This is a genomic window from Vibrio rumoiensis, assembly GCF_002218045.2.
Lineage (GTDB): Bacteria > Pseudomonadota > Gammaproteobacteria > Enterobacterales > Vibrionaceae > Vibrio > Vibrio rumoiensis.
Window position 1 is genome coordinate 2342768 of the sequence record NZ_AP018685.1, and the last position, 20710, is coordinate 2363477.

Annotated in this window: 4 protein-coding genes, 4 tRNA genes and 9 rRNA genes; 4 read left to right on the plus strand and 13 right to left on the minus strand. The window is 46.5% G+C overall.

What is annotated here, in order from left to right:
• The first annotated feature begins 13 nt into the window (after positions 1 to 13).
• The 4 genes from VRUMOI_RS10670 to VRUMOI_RS10685 are packed head-to-tail and all read left to right on the plus strand — an operon-like array spanning position 14 to position 3520.
• Positions 14 to 1840, plus strand: coding sequence for a penicillin-binding protein activator (locus VRUMOI_RS10670; RefSeq protein ID WP_089138420.1), 1827 nt, complete (start codon positions 14 to 16; stop codon positions 1838 to 1840).
• Positions 1809 to 2192: a YraN family protein gene (locus tag VRUMOI_RS10675; RefSeq protein WP_089138419.1), complete on the plus strand. Its 384-nt coding sequence runs from the start codon at positions 1809 to 1811 to the stop codon at positions 2190 to 2192. Before VRUMOI_RS10670 ends, VRUMOI_RS10675 begins: the two co-directional genes overlap by 32 nt.
• A gap of 3 nt (positions 2193 to 2195) precedes the next feature.
• Positions 2196 to 2786, plus strand: coding sequence for a phosphoheptose isomerase (locus tag VRUMOI_RS10680; protein ID WP_089138485.1), 591 nt, complete (start codon positions 2196 to 2198; stop codon positions 2784 to 2786).
• A gap of 5 nt (positions 2787 to 2791) precedes the next feature.
• Entirely contained in the window at positions 2792 to 3520 is a 729-nt protein-coding gene (locus VRUMOI_RS10685; protein ID WP_089138418.1) for a BON domain-containing protein, read from the plus strand.
• Between the two features lie 469 nt (positions 3521 to 3989).
• Here VRUMOI_RS10685 and VRUMOI_RS10690 read toward each other — a convergent pair.
• The 13 genes from VRUMOI_RS10690 to VRUMOI_RS10750 form a co-directional block, all read right to left on the minus strand.
• A tRNA-Asp gene (locus tag VRUMOI_RS10690) sits at positions 3990 to 4066 on the minus strand.
• Positions 4067 to 4097: 31 nt separating this feature from the next.
• Positions 4098 to 4213, minus strand: a 5S ribosomal RNA gene (gene rrf, locus VRUMOI_RS10695).
• 122 nt (positions 4214 to 4335) lie between these two features.
• A 23S ribosomal RNA gene (locus VRUMOI_RS10700) occupies positions 4336 to 7220 on the minus strand.
• Between the two features lie 304 nt (positions 7221 to 7524).
• Positions 7525 to 7600 (minus strand) — tRNA-Glu (locus VRUMOI_RS10705).
• A gap of 93 nt (positions 7601 to 7693) precedes the next feature.
• Positions 7694 to 9236 (minus strand): 16S ribosomal RNA (locus VRUMOI_RS10710).
• Positions 9237 to 9626: 390 nt separating this feature from the next.
• Positions 9627 to 9742 (minus strand): 5S ribosomal RNA (gene rrf, locus VRUMOI_RS10715).
• A 122-nt stretch (positions 9743 to 9864) separates the two neighbouring features.
• Positions 9865 to 12738: ribosomal RNA gene (locus VRUMOI_RS10720) — 23S ribosomal RNA — on the minus strand.
• Positions 12739 to 13032: 294 nt separating this feature from the next.
• Positions 13033 to 13108: transfer RNA gene (locus tag VRUMOI_RS10725), tRNA-Ala, on the minus strand.
• Positions 13109 to 13174: 66 nt separating this feature from the next.
• Positions 13175 to 14702, minus strand: a 16S ribosomal RNA gene (locus VRUMOI_RS10730).
• A gap of 386 nt (positions 14703 to 15088) precedes the next feature.
• Positions 15089 to 15200: ribosomal RNA gene (gene rrf / locus VRUMOI_RS10735) — 5S ribosomal RNA — on the minus strand.
• A 122-nt stretch (positions 15201 to 15322) separates the two neighbouring features.
• A 23S ribosomal RNA gene (locus VRUMOI_RS10740) occupies positions 15323 to 18170 on the minus strand.
• A 303-nt stretch (positions 18171 to 18473) separates the two neighbouring features.
• A tRNA-Glu gene (locus tag VRUMOI_RS10745) sits at positions 18474 to 18549 on the minus strand.
• A 93-nt stretch (positions 18550 to 18642) separates the two neighbouring features.
• Positions 18643 to 20170, minus strand: a 16S ribosomal RNA gene (locus VRUMOI_RS10750).
• Together the 16S, 23S and 5S rRNA genes with 4 tRNA genes alongside form the textbook arrangement of a ribosomal RNA operon.
• Positions 20171 to 20710: the final 540 nt, after the last annotated feature.

Genomic DNA, 20710 nt, shown 5'->3' on the forward strand with positions numbered 1-20710 from the left:
AAGAATAAAACGCATGCAAATTATGAATCATAAGAGCTTCAGTGTACCACGCTTATTTACATCCATCGCCTTGATGTTATTAGTATCAGCGTGTTCATCACTTACATCTGAATCAGATAAAGTTGATATTACCGCCCCACCGGCGCAAACCTCACTTGCCTATACCAATAAGGCAAATGAAACTAAACCTTCAACTGAACAGACTGATTTATTCATCATGGCTCTAAAAGCCGCGGTCGTTGAAAAAAATTACGACCAAGGTCAAACCTTACTTAAACGTATCGTACAATTACCATTGAACGATATGCAGCAAGCCGAATGGCAGATGGCAAAAGCTCAAATTACCGCAGCAACGGTTGACTCTGAGACCGCGCTAAAAGAATTGAACTTTAAAGATCAATGGCAGTTAGCTGACATTCAATGGCAAAACTACCGTCAACAACGTGCCAAACTTTTTGAAGATATTCGTGATTATTTCAACGCTGATCGCGAATGGATCGCCTACAAAGAATTTCAACCAGTTAACAAACAAGAATCAACCGATAAACGTATTTGGAATAACTTAGAGCAATACTCTAAAAATGAAATTGTTCAACTCAGTGCTCAACCAAGTGAGAGCGAGTTGAAAGGCTGGTTATACGTAGCAACCCAAATGAAAACGAAGTTAAATAATCCATCAGGTCTTCAAACTGAGTTACAACAATGGTTTGCTCTCAACATTAGCCACCCGATCGTCACTCATACACCTGAAGATGTACAAAAAATATTAGATTTAGATATTTCCACACCTAAAAATGTTGCAGTTTTACTACCTCTATCAGGAAAGTATGAGAAACCTGCAAAATTGATTCGTGATGGATTTATGCATTCTATGACAAATGATGTCGATAAAGACCCTGCACTAAAAATGACTATTTACGATACATCAACTCAAAGCTTACAAGATATTTATAATACATTAAAAGCAAACAACACTGACTTCATCATTGGCCCATTGATCAAAGATAATGTTGATCAATTGCAAGGCATCAATGCTGATTCAATCCCAATGCTTGCGCTTAACTTTCCTGATGAGCTCGAACAAGGGTCACAAGTTTGCTATTTAACCCTATCGCCAGAGCAAGAAGGTGCTCAAGCAGCTAAACATCTATTTGAGTCAGGCTTTAAATACCCTCTCGTTTTAGCACCAAAAGGCAAATTAGGTGAGCGAATTACAGAAGCATTTAACCAAAAATGGAATTCTTTGAGTAATACGAAAACAGCCACAGCACCATTTGGTAATCGCTCTGAGTTACAAAAAAATGTCAAAGATGCATTCGGTTTATCGGATAGCCAAGCTAGAATCAATCAAGTTAAACAAATCACGAATATGGACATGGAAACGGAAGCCCGTAGCCGCAGAGACATTGACTCCGTCTACATCATCGCAAATCGTTCAGAGCTAACATTACTAAAACCATTTATCGAAGTCGCAATTAACCCTGATGCTAAACCACCTAAGTTATTCTCAAACTCTAGTAGTAACAATGGTAAAGCGCGTGCATATCAAGACGTCAGCGGGATTGTATTCAGCGATATTCCAATGCTATTAGATAAAGATAATACCGCGATAAATGAGTATGAAGCTCAATGGCCAAATAGTAGCAATACAGAAAAGCGCTTACATGCACTAGGAATGGATTCATACAGCCTCTTAGCACAGCTCCCAACAATGAAGGTTGTTCAAAGTTATAAATATCAAGGACAAACCGGTATTTTAAGTATCAATGACCAATGTGTTGTTCAACGAGAGTTAAGCTGGGCTGAACATGCCGATTTTCAGTCTAAAGAACAAGAATAATCGAGACGTAGGTTCTCAATATGAAGCTCTGGCCAGCAACTACTTAGCTGGTCAGGGACTTAAATTGATTGATAAAAATATAAATAGCCGCTTTGGCGAAATAGATCTGATCATGAAAGATAAAAACACGATCGTATTTATCGAAGTCAAATATCGGTCTAACCAACGATATGGCCATGCAGCAGAAATGGTTACTTATCAAAAAAGTCAGAAGCTAATAAAAACAGCCATGTTCTGGCTAAATAGACAGTCATTATCAATCGAAAAAACTTCATTTCGTTTTGATGTCATTGCCATTCACCAAAATGGCAACGATATTAATTGGATACAAAATGCAATCACCCAAGGATAAATGATGCTAGAAAGCATTAACGACAGCTTCAAAGAAAGCATTCAAATTCAAATTGCTGCAGCAGAATCGCTACCAGATGCTATTACTCACGCAGCACAGGCGATGGTAAGTAGTTTGCTCAATGGCAATAAAATACTTTGCTGCGGCAATGGTGGCTCAGCAGCCAATGCACAGCAATTCGTATCTTGCCTTTTAAATCGATTTGAAACAGAAAGACCAAGCCTTCCCGCAATGGCACTTACCGCAGATACATCAACGTTGACGGCAATAGCCAATGACTATCACTACCAAGAGATATTCTCAAAACAAGTGAGAGCATTTGGACAAGCTGGAGATGTTCTAATTGCCATTTCAACCAGTGGAAACAGCAGCAACATAATAAAAGCGGTAGAAGCAGCTGTAACACGGGATATGACCATCATTGCATTTACAGGTAAAGATGGTGGCGAGTTAGCTGGCTTGCTAGGAGAATCTGATGTAGAAATACGCATCCCATCTCATCGCACTGCCCGAATTCATGAGGTGCACATGCTGACATTACACTGCCTATGTGACCTCATTGACCAAGTGATCTTCCCATCTCATGAAGGATAAGTATTGTGAAAAAAGCCATCCTCACACTTTGTATCTCTAGCTTATTTCTCACAGGCTGCGTCACAACTCAAAGCAGCCAAGAAGGTGCACAGCAACAGAAGTGGCAAGAAAAAAACATCAAATCAAATATCAATGCATTAAATCAAGCACCTCAATATAAAGGAAAAATAAGAGTAACTTCGGAAGTTAATAATGGTGAAGTACTACTTATGGGTCAAGCAATTGATGATGATAACAAGCAATCTGTTGAAGGTTATGTGCAAAACTTGCAAGGCGTGAAAAAAACTTATAATCAAATTCGTATAGGCCAACCTATCGCATTCGATCAAATAAGTTATGACATATGGTTAACGACTCGAGTAAAAAGTGCCTTATTATCAGAAAATCGTTTAGATAAATACTCTGTAAAAGTGACCACAGAAAATAAAGAAGTCTTTTTAACCGGAAACATCCCAGCAGAAGAAGCGCAAATAGCGGCTGATATTGCAAGAAAGGTGGATGGTGTTACTAAGGTAGTCAAAGCATTCAAATACGTAAACAGCACATCTGATATTAAACAAGAAACCATCAATAAGAATACTGTAGCTACAAGTGACGTTAATTCAGGTGCTAATGATAACTCACAGCTAATAAATGATAACAATATAGATGAGCCGCAAACTATCCGCGAAAATGCATCTCCTATATTTGAAGAGCCTGCACAATCTATCAATGAAGATGATGTTATTCAATAATACTCATTGCGCGTAAATTTGATGGTTCTGCAGTAATATTGCAGATCCATCATGATCCCCTCACGAGTTAAACTTACAATTAAATCGCGAATAAGCAACTTTTCAAAGTATTCACTGGGTACGCAAGTTTAATCAACAATTAAAAGCTGACTTAAAATAAAGACACTTAAATAAACTCAGAAGATGTACAAGGGCTACTACGAACAATCAAAAGAGTCAGAGCCGATCGAATTCTAAAGCAAATACTATAACATCAGCTAGCCTAGGTTAATTTACCTAGGCTTTTTTATTCCTATGAGCACACTCATACGATAATAACTCTCTGTAACCAATCTATTTTAACTTATACATAACCATTTCCCTTGTAGTCATGGACACTATCTATAACGCACTCGATAATCATAAAGATCTCCATTTTCTACAGACGAAAAAAAACCTGATTCTTTCGAATCAGGTTTCTCAAAATAAGTGGCGGAGTGGACGGGACTCGAACCCGCGACCCCCGGCGTGACAGGCCGGTATTCTAACCAACTGAACTACCACTCCGCAGTGTCTATTCAGTATGTTGCAATTTAAAGCCTGGCGATGTCCTACTCTCACATGGGGAAACCCCACACTACCATCGGCGCTACTTCGTTTCACTTCTGAGTTCGGCATGGAATCAGGTGGGTCCAAAGCGCTATGGTCGCCAAGCAAATTCTTTTGTTAAAACATCTCTAGGATGCTTTAACTTAATTCGGAAAGCTGTTTGTTCTCACACTCATTCAAGTATGTCTTATATCTATTCAGTCCAACCAAAACCCTTTAGGTGTTGTATGGTTAAGCCTCACGGGCAATTAGTACAGGTTAGCTCAATGCCTCGCAGCACTTACACACCCTGCCTATCAACGTTCTAGTCTCGAACAACCCTTTAGGACGCTTAAAGCGCCAGGGAAGACTCATCTTAGGGCTCGCTTCGTGCTTAGATGCTTTCAGCACTTATCGATTCCGAACTTAGCTACCGGGCAATGCCATTGGCATGACAACCCGAACACCAGAGGTTCGTCCACTCCGGTCCTCTCGTACTAGGAGCAGCCCCTTCAATCTTCCAACGCCCACGGCGAATAGGGACCGAACTGTCTCACGACGTTCTAAACCCAGCTCGCGTACCACTTTAAATGGCGAACAGCCATACCCTTGGGACCGACTTCAGCCCCAGGATGTGATGAGCCGACATCGAGGTGCCAAACACCGCCGTCGATATGAACTCTTGGGCGGTATCAGCCTGTTATCCCCGGAGTACCTTTTATCCGTTGAGCGATGGCCCTTCCATTCAGAACCACCGGATCACTATGACCTGCTTTCGCACCTGCTCGAATTGTCATTCTCGCAGTCAAGCGGGCTTATGCCATTGCACTAACCACACGATGTCCAACCGTGTTTAGCCCACCTTCGTGCTCCTCCGTTACTCTTTGGGAGGAGACCGCCCCAGTCAAACTACCCACCAGGCACTGTCCTCACCCCAGATAATGGGGCTAAGTTAGAACATCAACACTACAAGGGTGGTATTTCAAGGTTGACTCCACAACCACTGGCGTGATTGCTTCAAAGTCTCCCACCTATCCTACACATGTAGGGTCAATGTTCAGTGCCAAGCTGTAGTAAAGGTTCACGGGGTCTTTCCGTCTAGCCGCGGGTACACTGCATCTTCACAGCGATTTCAATTTCACTGAGTCTCGGGTGGAGACAGCGTGGCCATCATTACGCCATTCGTGCAGGTCGGAACTTACCCGACAAGGAATTTCGCTACCTTAGGACCGTTATAGTTACGGCCGCCGTTTACCGGGGCTTCGATCAAGAGCTTCTCCGAAGATAACCCCATCAATTAACCTTCCGGCACCGGGCAGGCGTCACACCGTATACGTCATCTTACGATTTTGCACAGTGCTGTGTTTTAATAAACAGTTGCAGCCACCTGGTATCTGCGACTCCCGGCAGCTTAGAGAGCAAGTCTCATCACCGCTAGAGCGTACCTTCTCCCGAAGTTACGGTACCATTTTGCCTAGTTCCTTCACCCGAGTTCTCTCAAGCGCCTTGGTATTCTCTACCCGACCACCTGTGTCGGTTTGGGGTACGATTTCTTACAAACTGAAGCTTAGAGGCTTTTCCTGGAAGCATGGCATCAATGACTTCACTACCGTAGTAGCTCGACATCGTGTCTCAGCCTAACAATTTCCCGGATTTACCTAAGAAATTAGCCTACGCACTTGAACCTGGACAACCATCGCCAGGCCCACCTAGCCTTCTCCGTCCCCCCATCGCATTTGTAAGAAGTACGGGAATATTAACCCGTTTCCCATCGACTACGCTTTTCAGCCTCGCCTTAGGGGTCGACTTACCCTGCCCCGATTAACGTTGGACAGGAACCCTTGGTCTTCCGGCGAGGGAGTTTTTCACTCCCTTTATCGTTACTCATGTCAGCATTCGCACTTCTGATACCTCCAGCAAACTTCTCAGTTCACCTTCAACGGCTTACAGAACGCTCCCCTACCCATCATAGTAAACTATGATGCCGCAGCTTCGGTGTATAGCTTAGCCCCGTTACATCTTCCGCGCAGGCCGACTCGACCAGTGAGCTATTACGCTTTCTTTAAATGATGGCTGCTTCTAAGCCAACATCCTGGCTGTCTGAGCCTTCCCACATCGTTTCCCACTTAGCTATACTTTGGGACCTTAGCTGGCGGTCTGGGTTGTTTCCCTCTCCACGACGGACGTTAGCACCCGCCGTGTGTCTCCCGGATATTACTTACTGGTATTCGGAGTTTGCAAAGGGTTGGTAAGTCGGGATGACCCCCTAGCCTTAACAGTGCTCTACCCCCAGTAGTATTCGTCCGAGGCGCTACCTAAATAGCTTTCGGGGAGAACCAGCTATCTCCAGGTTTGATTGGCCTTTCACCCCTAGCCACAAGTCATCCGCTAATTTTTCAACATTAGTCGGTTCGGTCCTCCAATTGATGTTACTCAATCTTCAACCTGCCCATGGCTAGATCACCTGGTTTCGGGTCTATACCTAGCAACTCGACGCCCAGTTAAGACTCGGTTTCCCTACGGCTCCCCTATACGGTTAACCTTGCTACTAAATATAAGTCGCTGACCCATTATACAAAAGGTACGCAGTCACACCACGAAGGTGCTCCTACTGCTTGTACGTACACGGTTTCAGGTTCTATTTCACTCCCCTCACAGGGGTTCTTTTCGCCTTTCCCTCACGGTACTGGTTCACTATCGGTCAATCAGGAGTATTTAGCCTTGGAGGATGGTCCCCCCATGTTCAGACAGGATATCACGTGTCCCGCCTTACTCGTTTTCACTTAGTATACGTTGTCGGTTACGGGGCTATCACCCTGTATCGCGGCACTTTCCAGAGCCTTCACCTGACGTATATAAAGCTTAAGGGCTAATCCAATTTCGCTCGCCGCTACTTTCGGAATCTCGGTTGATTTCTCTTCCTTCGGGTACTTAGATGTTTCAATTCCCCGAGTTCGCCTTATTAACCTATGTATTCAGTTAATAATACGTGCTTATGCACGTGGGTTTCCCCATTCGGAAATCGTAGACTCAAGTGGCTTTTACTGCCTAATCTACGCTTATCGCAAGTTAATACGTCCTTCATCGCCTCTGACTGCCTAGGCATCCACCGTGTACGCTTATTCACTTAACCATACAACCCAAAAGGGTCTTAATGTATGTTCAACTAAATAAGGTTTTAGTTTTTTGACAATTAAGAGGGTAATCTTAATTGTCGTTTGCCGGACTCAATAGAATCAATTGCAAGCAATTGATTTGAATACAAGACACTTGAATGTGTGTTGTTGTGTTTATCACAAGGATAAACATTGAGAACTTTTATTAAGATAAACATTAAAATGTTTATCTAGTCAGCTTTCCAAATTGTTAAAGAGCAAAGAGTTTCTTTCGAAACCATTTTTAAAAACATTCCCTTTTTCAGGAAGTGTGCTTAAAGATGGTATCCCGTAGGGGAGTCGAACCCCTGTTACCGCCGTGAAAGGGCGGTGTCCTAGGCCTCTAGACGAACGGGACACGGACTATGAAAGCATTGGGATGCTTTCAAAACTCTTTTCTATATAAACCTAATCAATCTGTGTGGGTACTCATCAAAAATAATCTTTCGTATAAGGAGGTGATCCAGCCCCAGGTTCCCCTAGGGCTACCTTGTTACGACTTCACCCCAGTCATGAACCACAAAGTGGTAAGCGTCCTCCCGAAGGTTAAACTACCTACTTCTTTTGCAGCCCACTCCCATGGTGTGACGGGCGGTGTGTACAAGGCCCGGGAACGTATTCACCGTGGCATTCTGATCCACGATTACTAGCGATTCCGACTTCATGGAGTCGAGTTGCAGACTCCAATCCGGACTACGACGCACTTTTTGGGATTCGCTCACTATCGCTAGCTTGCTGCCCTCTGTATGCGCCATTGTAGCACGTGTGTAGCCCTACTCGTAAGGGCCATGATGACTTGACGTCGTCCCCACCTTCCTCCGGTTTATCACCGGCAGTCTCCCTGGAGTTCCCGACATTACTCGCTGGCAAACAAGGATAAGGGTTGCGCTCGTTGCGGGACTTAACCCAACATTTCACAACACGAGCTGACGACAGCCATGCAGCACCTGTCTCAGAGTTCCCGAAGGCACCAATCCATCTCTGGAAAGTTCTCTGGATGTCAAGAGTAGGTAAGGTTCTTCGCGTTGCATCGAATTAAACCACATGCTCCACCGCTTGTGCGGGCCCCCGTCAATTCATTTGAGTTTTAATCTTGCGACCGTACTCCCCAGGCGGTCTACTTAACGCGTTAGCTCCGAAAGCCACGGCTCAAGGCCACAACCTCCAAGTAGACATCGTTTACGGCGTGGACTACCAGGGTATCTAATCCTGTTTGCTCCCCACGCTTTCGCATCTGAGTGTCAGTATCTGTCCAGGGGGCCGCCTTCGCCACTGGTATTCCTTCAGATCTCTACGCATTTCACCGCTACACCTGAAATTCTACCCCCCTCTACAGTACTCTAGTTTGCCAGTTTCAAATGACCTTCCGAGGTTGAGCCCCGGGCTTTCACATCTGACTTAACAAACCACCTGCATGCGCTTTACGCCCAGTAATTCCGATTAACGCTCGCACCCTCCGTATTACCGCGGCTGCTGGCACGGAGTTAGCCGGTGCTTCTTCTGTTGCTAACGTCAAGCAACGCAGTTATTAACTACGAAACCTTCCTCACAACTGAAAGTACTTTACAACCCGAAGGCCTTCTTCATACACGCGGCATGGCTGCATCAGGCTTTCGCCCATTGTGCAATATTCCCCACTGCTGCCTCCCGTAGGAGTCTGGGCCGTGTCTCAGTCCCAGTGTGGCTGATCATCCTCTCAGACCAGCTAGGGATCGTCGCCTTGGTGAGCCATTACCTCACCAACTAGCTAATCCCACATAGGCGTATCCAGTAGCGCGAGGCCCGAAGGTCCCCCGCTTTGCTCCGAAGAGGTTATGCGGTATTAGCCATCGTTTCCAATGGTTATCCCCCTCTACTGGGCAACTTCCTATGCATTACTCACCCGTCCGCCGCTCGACGCCGAAGTAGCAAGCTACTTCTCGTTTCCGCTCGACTTGCATGTGTTAGGCCTGCCGCCAGCGTTCAATCTGAGCCATGATCAAACTCTTCAATTTAAGATTTTGTGACTCAACGAATACTGACTTCAAACTACCTAAGTAATTTAAAGCTATTATCATTCCAACAGAATGATAATGAATTGACTGTGCCAATTATTAGTAAACTAATAACTGATTGGTCACTCAGTTCATTGAAATCATTTTGCTTCCTAAGAAGCTATATTGATTATGATCAACGAGTGCCCACACAGATTGATAGGTTTAAATTGTTAAAGAGCATTGCTTTCAACGACTTGCGTCGTAAGCAGGAGGCGTATAATACGTCATCCTAAATGAAAGTCAAGATAGTATTTTCAATTAAAACTACTATTTTTACTTCACTTTTTATTTCAATCTATTTTAGAGAGAAATAGAGCCCGTTGTTTTCAACGGGCTCTTAAAAATAAAGCCTGGCGATGTCCTACTCTCACATGGGGAAACCCCACACTACCATCGGCGCTACTTCGTTTCACTTCTGAGTTCGGCATGGAATCAGGTGGGTCCAAAGCGCTATGGTCGCCAAGCAAATTCTTTTGTTAAAACATCTCTAGGATGCTTTAACTTAATTCGGAAAGCTGTTTGTTCTCACACTCATTCAAGTATGTCTTATATCTATTCAGTCCAACCAAAACCCTTTAGGTGTTGTATGGTTAAGCCTCACGGGCAATTAGTACAGGTTAGCTCAATGCCTCGCAGCACTTACACACCCTGCCTATCAACGTTCTAGTCTCGAACAACCCTTTAGGACGCTTAAAGCGCCAGGGAAGACTCATCTTAGGGCTCGCTTCGTGCTTAGATGCTTTCAGCACTTATCGATTCCGAACTTAGCTACCGGGCAATGCCATTGGCATGACAACCCGAACACCAGAGGTTCGTCCACTCCGGTCCTCTCGTACTAGGAGCAGCCCCCTTCAATCTTCCAACGCCCACGGCAGATAGGGACCGAACTGTCTCACGACGTTCTAAACCCAGCTCGCGTACCACTTTAAATGGCGAACAGCCATACCCTTGGGACCGACTTCAGCCCCAGGATGTGATGAGCCGACATCGAGGTGCCAAACACCGCCGTCGATATGAACTCTTGGGCGGTATCAGCCTGTTATCCCCGGAGTACCTTTTATCCGTTGAGCGATGGCCCTTCCATTCAGAACCACCGGATCACTATGACCTGCTTTCGCACCTGCTCGAATTGTCATTCTCGCAGTCAAGCGGGCTTATGCCATTGCACTAACCACACGATGTCCAACCGTGTTTAGCCCACCTTCGTGCTCCTCCGTTACTCTTTGGGAGGAGACCGCCCCAGTCAAACTACCCACCAGGCACTGTCCTCACCCCAGATAATGGGGCTAAGTTAGAACATCAACACTACAAGGGTGGTATTTCAAGGTTGACTCCACAACCACTGGCGTGATTGCTTCAAAGTCTCCCACCTATCCTACACATGTAGGGTCAATGTTCAGTGCCAAGCTGTAGTAAAGGTTCACGGGGTCTTTCCGTCTAGCCGCGGGTACACTGCATCTTCACAGCGATTTCAATTTCACTGAGTCTCGGGTGGAGACAGCGTGGCCATCATTACGCCATTCGTGCAGGTCGGAACTTACCCGACAAGGAATTTCGCTACCTTAGGACCGTTATAGTTACGGCCGCCGTTTACCGGGGCTTCGATCAAGAGCTTCTCCGAAGATAACCCCATCAATTAACCTTCCGGCACCGGGCAGGCGTCACACCGTATACGTCATCTTACGATTTTGCACAGTGCTGTGTTTTAATAAACAGTTGCAGCCACCTGGTATCTGCGACTCCCGGCAGCAGAGAGCAAGTCTCATCACCGCTAGGAGCGTACCTTCTCGAAGTTACGGTACCATTTTGCCTAGTTCCTTCACCCGAGTTCTCTCAAGCGCCTTGGTATTCTCTACCCGACCACCTGTGTCGGTTTGGGGTACGATTTCTTACAAACTGAAGCTTAGAGGCTTTTCCTGGAAGCATGGCATCAATGACTTCACTACCGTAGTAGCTCGACATCGTGTCTCAGCCTAACAATTTCCCGGATTTACCTAAGAAATTAGCCTACGCACTTGAACCTGGACAACCATCGCCAGGCCCACCTAGCCTTCTCCGTCCCCCCCCATCGCATTTGTAAGAAGTACGGGAATATTAACCCGTTTCCCATCGACTACGCTTTTCAGCCTCGCCTTAGGGGTCGACTTACCCTGCCCCGATTAACGTTGGACAGGAACCCTTGGTCTTCCGGCGAGGGAGTTTTTCACTCCCTTTATCGTTACTCATGTCAGCATTCGCACTTCTGATACCTCCAGCAAACTTCTCAGTTCACCTTCAACGGCTTACAGAACGCTCCCCTACCCATCATAGTAAACTATGATGCCGCAGCTTCGGTGTATAGCTTAGCCCCCGTTACATCTTCCGCGCAGGCCGACTCGACCAGTGAGCTATTACGCTTTCTTTAAATGATGGCTGCTTCTAAGCCAACATCCTGGCTGTCTGAGCCTTCCCACATCGTTTCCCACTTAGCTATACTTTGGGACCTTAGCTGGCGGTCTGGGTTGTTTCCCTCTCCACGACGGACGTTAGCACCCGCCGTGTGTCTCCCGGATATTACTTACTGGTATTCGGAGTTTGCAAAGGGTTGGTAAGTCGGGATGACCCCCTAGCCTTAACAGTGCTCTACCCCCAGTAGTATTCGTCCGAGGCGCTACCTAAATAGCTTTCGGGGAGAACCAGCTATCTCCAGGTTTGATTGGCCTTTCACCTAGCCACAAGTCATCCGCTAATTTTTCAACATTAGTCGGTTCGGTCCTCAATTGATGTTACTCAATCTTCAACCTGCCCATGGCTGAATCACCTGGTTTCGGGTCTATACCTAGCAACTCGACGCCCAGTTAAGACTCGGTTTCCCTACGGCTCCCTATACGGTTAACCTTGCTACTAAATATAAGTCGCTGACCCATTATACAAAGGTACGCAGTCACACCACGAAGGTGCTCCTACTGCTTGTACGTACACGGTTTCAGGTTCTATTTCACTCCCTCACAGGGTTCTTTTCGCCTTTCCCTCACGGTACTGGTTCACTATCGGTCAATCAGGGTATTTAGCCTTGGAGGATGGTCCCCATGTTCAGACAGGATATCACGTGTCCCGCCTTACTCGTTTTCACTTAGTATACGTTGTCGGTTACGGGGCTATCACCCTGTATCGCGGCACTTTCCAGAGCCTTCACCTGACGTATATAAAGCTTAGGGCTAATCAATTTCGCTCGCCGCTACTTTCGGAATCTCGGTTGATTTCTCTTCCTTCGGGTACTTAGATGTTTCAATTCCCCGAGTTCGCCTTATTAACCTATGTATTCAGTTAATAATACGTGCTTATGCACGTGGGTTTCCCCATTCGGAAATCGTAGACTCAAGTGGCTTTTACTGCCTAATCTACGCTTATCGCAAGTTAATACGTCCTTCATCGCCTCTGACTGCCTAGGCATCCACCGTGTACGCTTATTCACTTAACCATACAACCCAAAAGGGTCTTAATGTATGTTCAACTAAATAAGGTTTTAGTTTTTTGACAATTAAGAGGGTAATCTTAATTGTCGTTTGCCGGACTCAATAGAATCAATTGCAAGCAATTGATTTGAATACAAGACACTTGAATGTGTGTTGTTGTGTTTATCACAAGGATAAACATTGAGAACTTTTATTAAGATAAACATTAAATGTTTATCTAGTCAGCTTTCCAAATTGTTAAAGAGCAAGTTTTCTAATGAAAACCATTTTTAAATATTCTGTATAAAAACATTTAAAGATGGTGGAGCTATGCGGGATCGAACCGCAGACCTCCTCGCTGCCAGCGAGGCGCTCTCCCAGCTGAGCTATAGCCCCAACTTTATCTCTTAACTTCTAAACCTAATCAATCTGTGTGGGTACTCATCAAAAATAATCTTCGTATAAGGAGGTGATCCAGCCCCAGGTTCCCCTAGGGCTACCTTGTTACGACTTCACCCCAGTCATGAACCACAAAGTGGTAAGCGTCCTCCCGAAGGTTAAACTACCTACTTCTTTTGCAGCCCACTCCCATGGTGTGACGGGCGGTGTGTACAAGGCCCGGGAACGTATTCACCGTGGCATTCTGATCCACGATTACTAGCGATTCCGACTTCATGGAGTCGAGTTGCAGACTCCAATCCGGACTACGACGCACTTTTTGGGATTCGCTCACTATCGCTAGCTTGCTGCCCTCTGTATGCGCCATTGTAGCACGTGTGTAGCCCTACTCGTAGGGCCATGATGACTTGACGTCGTCCCCACCTTCCTCCGGTTTATCACCGGCAGTCTCCTGGAGTTCCCGACATTACTCGCTGGCAAACAAGGATAAGGGTTGCGCTCGTTGCGGGACTTAACCCAACATTTCACAACACGAGCTGACGACAGCCATGCAGCACCTGTCTCAGAGTTCCCGAAGGCACCAATCCATCTCTGGAAAGTTCTCTGGATGTCAAGAGTAGGTAAGGTTCTTCGCGTTGCATCGAATTAAACCACATGCTCCACCGCTTGTGCGGGCCCCGTCAATTCATTTGAGTTTTAATCTTGCGACCGTACTCCCCAGGCGGTCTACTTAACGCGTTAGCTCCGAAAGCCACGGCTCAAGGCCACAACCTCCAAGTAGACATCGTTTACGGCGTGGACTACCAGGGTATCTAATCCTGTTTGCTCCCCACGCTTTCGCATCTGAGTGTCAGTATCTGTCAGGGGCCGCCTTCGCCACTGGTATTCCTTCAGATCTCTACGCATTTCACCGCTACACCTGAAATTCTACCCCCTCTACAGTACTCTAGTTTGCCAGTTTCAAATGACCTTCCGAGGTTGAGCCCGGGCTTTCACATCTGACTTAACAAACCACCTGCATGCGCTTTACGCCCAGTAATTCCGATTAACGCTCGCACCCTCCGTATTACCGCGGCTGCTGGCACGGAGTTAGCCGGTGCTTCTTCTGTTGCTAACGTCAAGCAACGCAGTTATTAACTACGAAACCTTCCTCACAACTGAAAGTACTTTACAACCCGAAGGCCTTCTTCATACACGCGGCATGGCTGCATCAGGCTTTCGCCCATTGTGCAATATTCCCCACTGCCTCCGTAGGAGTCTGGGCCGTGTCTCAGTCCCAGTGTGGCTGATCATCCTCTCAGACCAGCTAGGGATCGTCGCCTTGGTGAGCCATTACCTCACCAACTAGCTAATCCACATAGGCGTATCCAGTAGCGCGAGGCCGAAGGTCCCCGCTTTGCTCCGAAGAGGTTATGCGGTATTAGCCATCGTTTCCAATGGTTATCCCCTCTACTGGGCAACTTCCTATGCATTACTCACCCGTCCGCCGCTCGACGCCGAAGTAGCAAGCTACTTCTCGTTTCCGCTCGACTTGCATGTGTTAGGCCTGCCGCCAGCGTTCAATCTGAGCCATGATCAAACTCTTCAATTTAAGATTTTGTGACTCAACGAATACTGACTTCAAACTACCTAAGTAATTTAAAGCTATTATCATTCCAACAGAATGATAATGAATTGACTGTTGCCAATTATTAGTAAACTAATAACTGATTGGTCACTCAGTTCATTGAAATCATTTTGCTTCCTAAGAAGCTATATTGATTATGATCAACGAGTGCCCACACAGATTGATAGGTTTAAATTGTTAAAGAGCATTGCTTTCAACGACTTGCGTCGTAAGCAGGAGGCGTATAATACGTCATCCTAAATGAAAGTCAAGATAGTATTTTCAATTAAAACTACTATTTTTACTTCACTTTTTATTTCAATCTATTTTAGAGAATAGAGCCCGTTGTTTTCAACGGGCTCTTAAAATAAACCTGGCGATGTCCTACTCTCACATGGAAACCCCACTACCATCGGCGCTACTTCGTTTCACTTCTGAGTTCGGCATGGAATCAGGTGGGTCCAAAGCGCTATGGTCGCCAAGCAAATTCTTTTGTTAAAACATCTCTAGGATGCTTTAACTTAATTCGGAAAGCTGTTTGTTCTCACACTCATTCAAGTATGTCTTATATCTATTCAGTCCAACCAAAACCCTTTAGGTGTTGTATGGTTAAGCCTCACGGGCAATTAGTACAGGTTAGCTCAATGCCTCGCAGCACTTACACCCTGCCTATCAACGTTCTAGTCTCGAACAACCCTTTAGGACGCTTAAAGCGCCAGGGAAGACTCATCTTAGGGCTCGCTTCGTGCTTAGATGCTTTCAGCACTTATCGATTCCGAACTTAGCTACCGGGCAATGCCATTGGCATGACAACCCGAACACCAGAGGTTCGTCCACTCCGGTCCTCTCGTACTAGGAGCAGCCCCTTCAATCTTCCAACGCCCACGGCGATAGGGACCGAACTGTCTCGACGTTCTAAACCCAGCTCGCGTACCACTTTAAATGGCGAACAGCCATACCCTTGGGACCGACTTCAGCCCAGGATGTGATGAGCCGACATCGAGGTGCCAAACACCGCCGTCGATATGAACTCTTGGGCGGTATCAGCCTGTTATCCCCGGGTACCTTTTATCCGTTGAGCGATGGCCCTTCCATTCAGAACCACCGGATCACTATGACCTGCTTTCGCACCTGCTCGAATTGTCATTCTCGCAGTCAAGCGGGCTTATGCCATTGCACTAACCACACGATGTCCAACCGTGTTTAGCCCACCTTCGTGCTCCTCCGTTACTCTTTGGGAGGAGACCGCTGATCAAACTACCCACCAACTGTCCTCACCCCAGATAATGGGGCTAAGTTAGAACATCAACACTACAAGGGTGGTATTTCAAGGTTGACTCCACAACCACTGGCGTGATTGCTTCAAAGTCTCCCACCTATCCTACACATGTAGGGTCAATGTTCAGTGCCAAGCTGTAGTAAAGGTTCACGGGGTCTTTCCGTCTAGCCGCGGGTACACTGCATCTTCACAGCGATTTCAATTTCACTGAGTCTCGGGTGGAGACAGCGTGGCCATCATTACGCCATTCGTGCAGGTCGGAACTTACCCGACAAGGAATTTCGCTACCTTAGGACCGTTATAGTTACGGCCGCCGTTTACCGGGGCTTCGATCAAGAGCTTCTCCGAAGATAACCCCATCAATTAACCTTCCGGCACCGGGCAGGCGTCACACCGTATACGTCATCTTACGATTTTGCACAGTGCTGTGTTTTTAATAAACAGTTGCAGCCACCTGGTATCTGCGACTCCCGGCAGCTTAGAGAGCAAGTCTCATCACCGCTAGGAGCGTACCTTCTCCCGAAGTTACGGTACCATTTTGCCTAGTTCCTTCACCCGAGTTCTCTCAAGCGCCTTGGTATTCTCTACCCGACCACCTGTGTCGGTTTGAAGTACGATTTCTTACAAACTGAAGCTTAGAGGCTTTCCTGGAAGCATGGCATCAATGACTTCACTACCGTAGTAGCTCGACATCGTGTCTCAGCCTAACAATTTCCCGGATTTACCTAAGAAATTAGCCTACGCGCGAACCTGGACAACCATCGCCAGGCCCACCTAGCCTTCTCCGTCCCCATCGCATTTGTAAGAAGTACGGGAATATTAACCCGTTTCCCATCGACTACGCTTTTCAGCCTCGCCTTGGGGTCGACTTACCCTGCCCCGATTAACGTTGGACAGGAACCCTTGGTCTTCCGGCGAGGAGTTTTCACTCCTTTATCGTTACTCATGTCAGCATTCGCACTTCTGATACCTCCAGCAAACTTCTCAGTTCACCTTCAACGGCTTACAGAACGCTCCCTACATCATAGTAAACTATGATGCCGCAGCTTCGGTGTATAGCTTAGCCCGTTACATCTTCCGCGCAGGCCGACTCGACCAGTGAGCTATTACGCTTTCTTTAAATGATGGCTGCTTCTAAGCCAACATCCTGGCTGTCTGAGCCTTCCCACATCGTTTCCCACTTAGCTATACTTTGGGACCTTAGCTGGCGGTCTGGGTTGTTTCCCTCTCCACGACGGACGTTAGCACCCGCCGTGTGTCTCCCGGATATTACTTACTGGTATTCGGGTTTGCAAAGGGTTGGTAAGTCAGGATGACCCTAGCCTTAACAGTGCTCTACCCCAGTAGTATTCGTCCGAGGCGCTACCTAAATAGCTTTCGGGGAGAACCAGCTATCTCCAGGTTTGATTGGCCTTTCACCTAGCCACAAGTCATCCGCTAATTTTCAACATTAGTCGGTTCGGTCCTCAATTGATGTTACTCAATCTTCAACCTGCCCATGGCTGAATCACCTGGTTTCGGGTCTATACCTAGCAACTCGACGCCCAGTTAAGACTCGGTTTCCCTACGGCTCCCTATACGGTTAACCTTGCTACTAAATATAAGTCGCTGACCCATTATACAAAGGTACGCAGTCACACCACGAAGGTGCTCCTACTGCTTGTACGTACACGGTTTCAGGTTCTATTTCACTCCCCTCACAGGGGTTCTTTTCGCCTTTCCCTCACGGTACTGGTTCACTATCGGTCAGTCAGGAGTATTTAGCCTTGGAGGATGGTCCCCCCATGTTCAGACAGGATATCACGTGTCCCGCCTTACTCGTTTTCACTTAGTATGCGTTGTCGGTTACGGGGCTATCACCCTGTATCGCGGCACTTTCCAGAGCCTTCACCTGACGCATATAAAGCTTAGGCTAATCAATTTCGCTCGCCGCTACTTTCGGAATCTCGGTTGATTTCTCTTCCTTCGGGTACTTAGATGTTTCAATTCCCCGAGTTCGCCTTATTAACCTATGTATTCAGTTAATAATACGTGCTTATGCACGTGGGTTTCCCATTCGGAAATCGTAGACTCAAGTGGCTTTTACTGCCTAATCTACGCTTATCGCAAGTTAATACGTCCTTCATCGCCTCTGACTGCCTAGGCATCCACCGTGTACGCTTATTCACTTAACCATACAACCCAAAGGGTCTTAATGTATGTTCAACTAAATAAGGTTTTAGTTTTTTGACAATTAAGAGGGTAATCTTAATTGTCGTTTGCCGGACTCAATAGAATCAATTGCAAGCAATTGATTTGAATACAAGACACTTGAATGTGTGTTGTTGTGTTTATCACAAGGATAAACATTGAGAACTTTTATTAAGATAAACATTAAAATGTTTATCTAGTCAGCTTTCCAAATTGTTAAAGAGCAAAGAGTTTCTTTCGAAACCATTTTTAAAAACATTCCCTTTTTCAGGAAGTGTGCTTAAAGATGGTATCCCGTAGGGGAGTCGAACCCCTGTTACCGCCGTGAAAGGGCGGTGTCCTAGGCCTCTAGACGAACGGGACACGGACTATGAAAGCATTGGGATGCTTTCAAAACTCTTTTCTATATAAACCTAATCAATCTGTGTGGGTACTCATCAAAAATAATCTTTCGTATAAGGAGGTGATCCAGCCCCAGGTTCCCCTAGGGCTACCTTGTTACGACTTCACTGATCATGAACCACAAAGTGGTAAGCGTCCTCCCGAAGGTTAAACTACCTACTTCTTTGCAGCCCACTCCCATGGTGTGACGGGCGGTGTGTACAAGGCCGGGAACGTATTCACCGTGGCATTCTGATCCACGATTACTAGCGATTCCGACTTCATGGAGTCGAGTTGCAGACTCAATCCGGACTACGACGCACTTTTGGGATTCGCTCACTATCGCTAGCTTGCTGCCCTCTGTATGCGCCATTGCAGCACGTGTAGCCCTACTCGTAAGGGCCATGATGACTTGACGTCGTCCCCACCTTCCTCCGGTTTATCACCGGCAGTCTCCTGGAGTTCCCGACATTACTCGCTGGCAAACAAGGATAAGGGTTGCGCTCGTTGCGGGACTTAACCCAACATTTCACAACACGAGCTGACGACAGCCATGCAGCACCTGTCTCAGAGTTCCCGAAGGCACCAATCCATCTCTGGAAAGTTCTCTGGATGTCAAGAGTAGGTAAGGTTCTTCGCGTTGCATCGAATTAAACCACATGCTCCACCGCTTGTGCGGGCCCCCGTCAATTCATTTGAGTTTTAATCTTGCGACCGTACTCCCCAGGCGGTCTACTTAACGCGTTAGCTCCGAAAGCCACGGCTCAAGGCCACAACCTCCAAGTAGACATCGTTTACGGCGTGGACTACCAGGGTATCTAATCCTGTTTGCTCCCCACGCTTTCGCATCTGAGTGTCAGTATCTGTCCAGGGGGCCGCCTTCGCCACTGGTATTCCTTCAGATCTCTACGCATTTCACCGCTACACCTGAAATTCTACCCCCCTCTACAGTACTCTAGTTTGCCAGTTTCAAATGACCTTCCGAGGTTGAGCCCCGGGCTTTCACATCTGACTTAACAAACCACCTGCATGCGCTTTACGCCCAGTAATTCCGATTAACGCTCGCACCCTCCGTATTACCGCGGCTGCTGGCACGGAGTTAGCCGGTGCTTCTTCTGTTGCTAACGTCAAGCAACGCAGTTATTAACTACGAAACCTTCCTCACAACTGAAAGTACTTTACAACCCGAAGGCCTTCTTCATACACGCGGCATGGCTGCATCAGGCTTTCGCCCATTGTGCAATATTCCCCACTGCTGCCTCCCGTAGGAGTCTGGGCCGTGTCTCAGTCCCAGTGTGGCTGATCATCCTCTCAGACCAGCTAGGGATCGTCGCCTTGGTGAGCCATTACCTCACCAACTAGCTAATCCACATAGGCGTATCCAGTAGCGCGAGGCCGAAGGTCCCCGCTTTGCTCGAAGAGGTTATGCGGTATTAGCCATCGTTTCAATGGTTATCCCCTCTACTGGGCAACTTCCTATGCATTACTCACCCGTCCGCCGCTCGACGCCGAAGTAGCAAGCTACTTCTCGTTTCCGCTCGACTTGCATGTGTTAGGCCTGCCGCCAGCGTTCAATCTGAGCCATGATCAAACTCTTCAATTTAAGATTTTGTGACTCAACGAATACTGACTTCAAACTACCTAAGTAATTTAAAGCTATTATCATTCCAACAGAATGATAATGAATTGACTGTGCCAATTATTAGTAAACTAATAACTGATTGGTCACTCAGTTCATTGAAATCATTTTGCTTCCTAAGAAGCTATATTGATTATGATCAACGAGTGCCCACACAGATTGATAGGTTTAAATTGTTAAAGAGCGTTGTTCTTCGTGACTGCGTCTCGTTGAACAGGGCGGCCATTCTAACGATTTAATTGAGAGTGTCAAACACTTTTTCAATTTAATTTCGTTAACCTTTTTGAGAAGGTCTGAACCGCTTGACTCGTTGCTGCAGCTAGGCTGCGTGCTCCGTGTCAGTGAGGTCGCATTATAGAGACGCAGCTCACATTAGCAAGGCTTTTTTTTGAAAAACTTTAAAAACACGCATTAAGCGTTCATATTTCACCCAAACGCTTATTTATACAACTTTAATCTTAACTTAATAACAAGTTACCCACAGGGTGGAGAGGTTTCTATCAA

What these genes read in the sequence shown, in the direction of transcription:
- VRUMOI_RS10670 (WP_089138420.1), top strand. Translation starts at nt 14, where the DNA reads ATGCAAATTATGAATCATAAGAGCTTCAGTGTACCACGCTTATTTACA.
- VRUMOI_RS10675 (WP_089138419.1), top strand. Translation starts at nt 1,809, where the DNA reads ATGCCGATTTTCAGTCTAAAGAACAAGAATAATCGAGACGTAGGTTCT.
- VRUMOI_RS10680 (WP_089138485.1), top strand. Translation starts at nt 2,196, where the DNA reads ATGCTAGAAAGCATTAACGACAGCTTCAAAGAAAGCATTCAAATTCAA.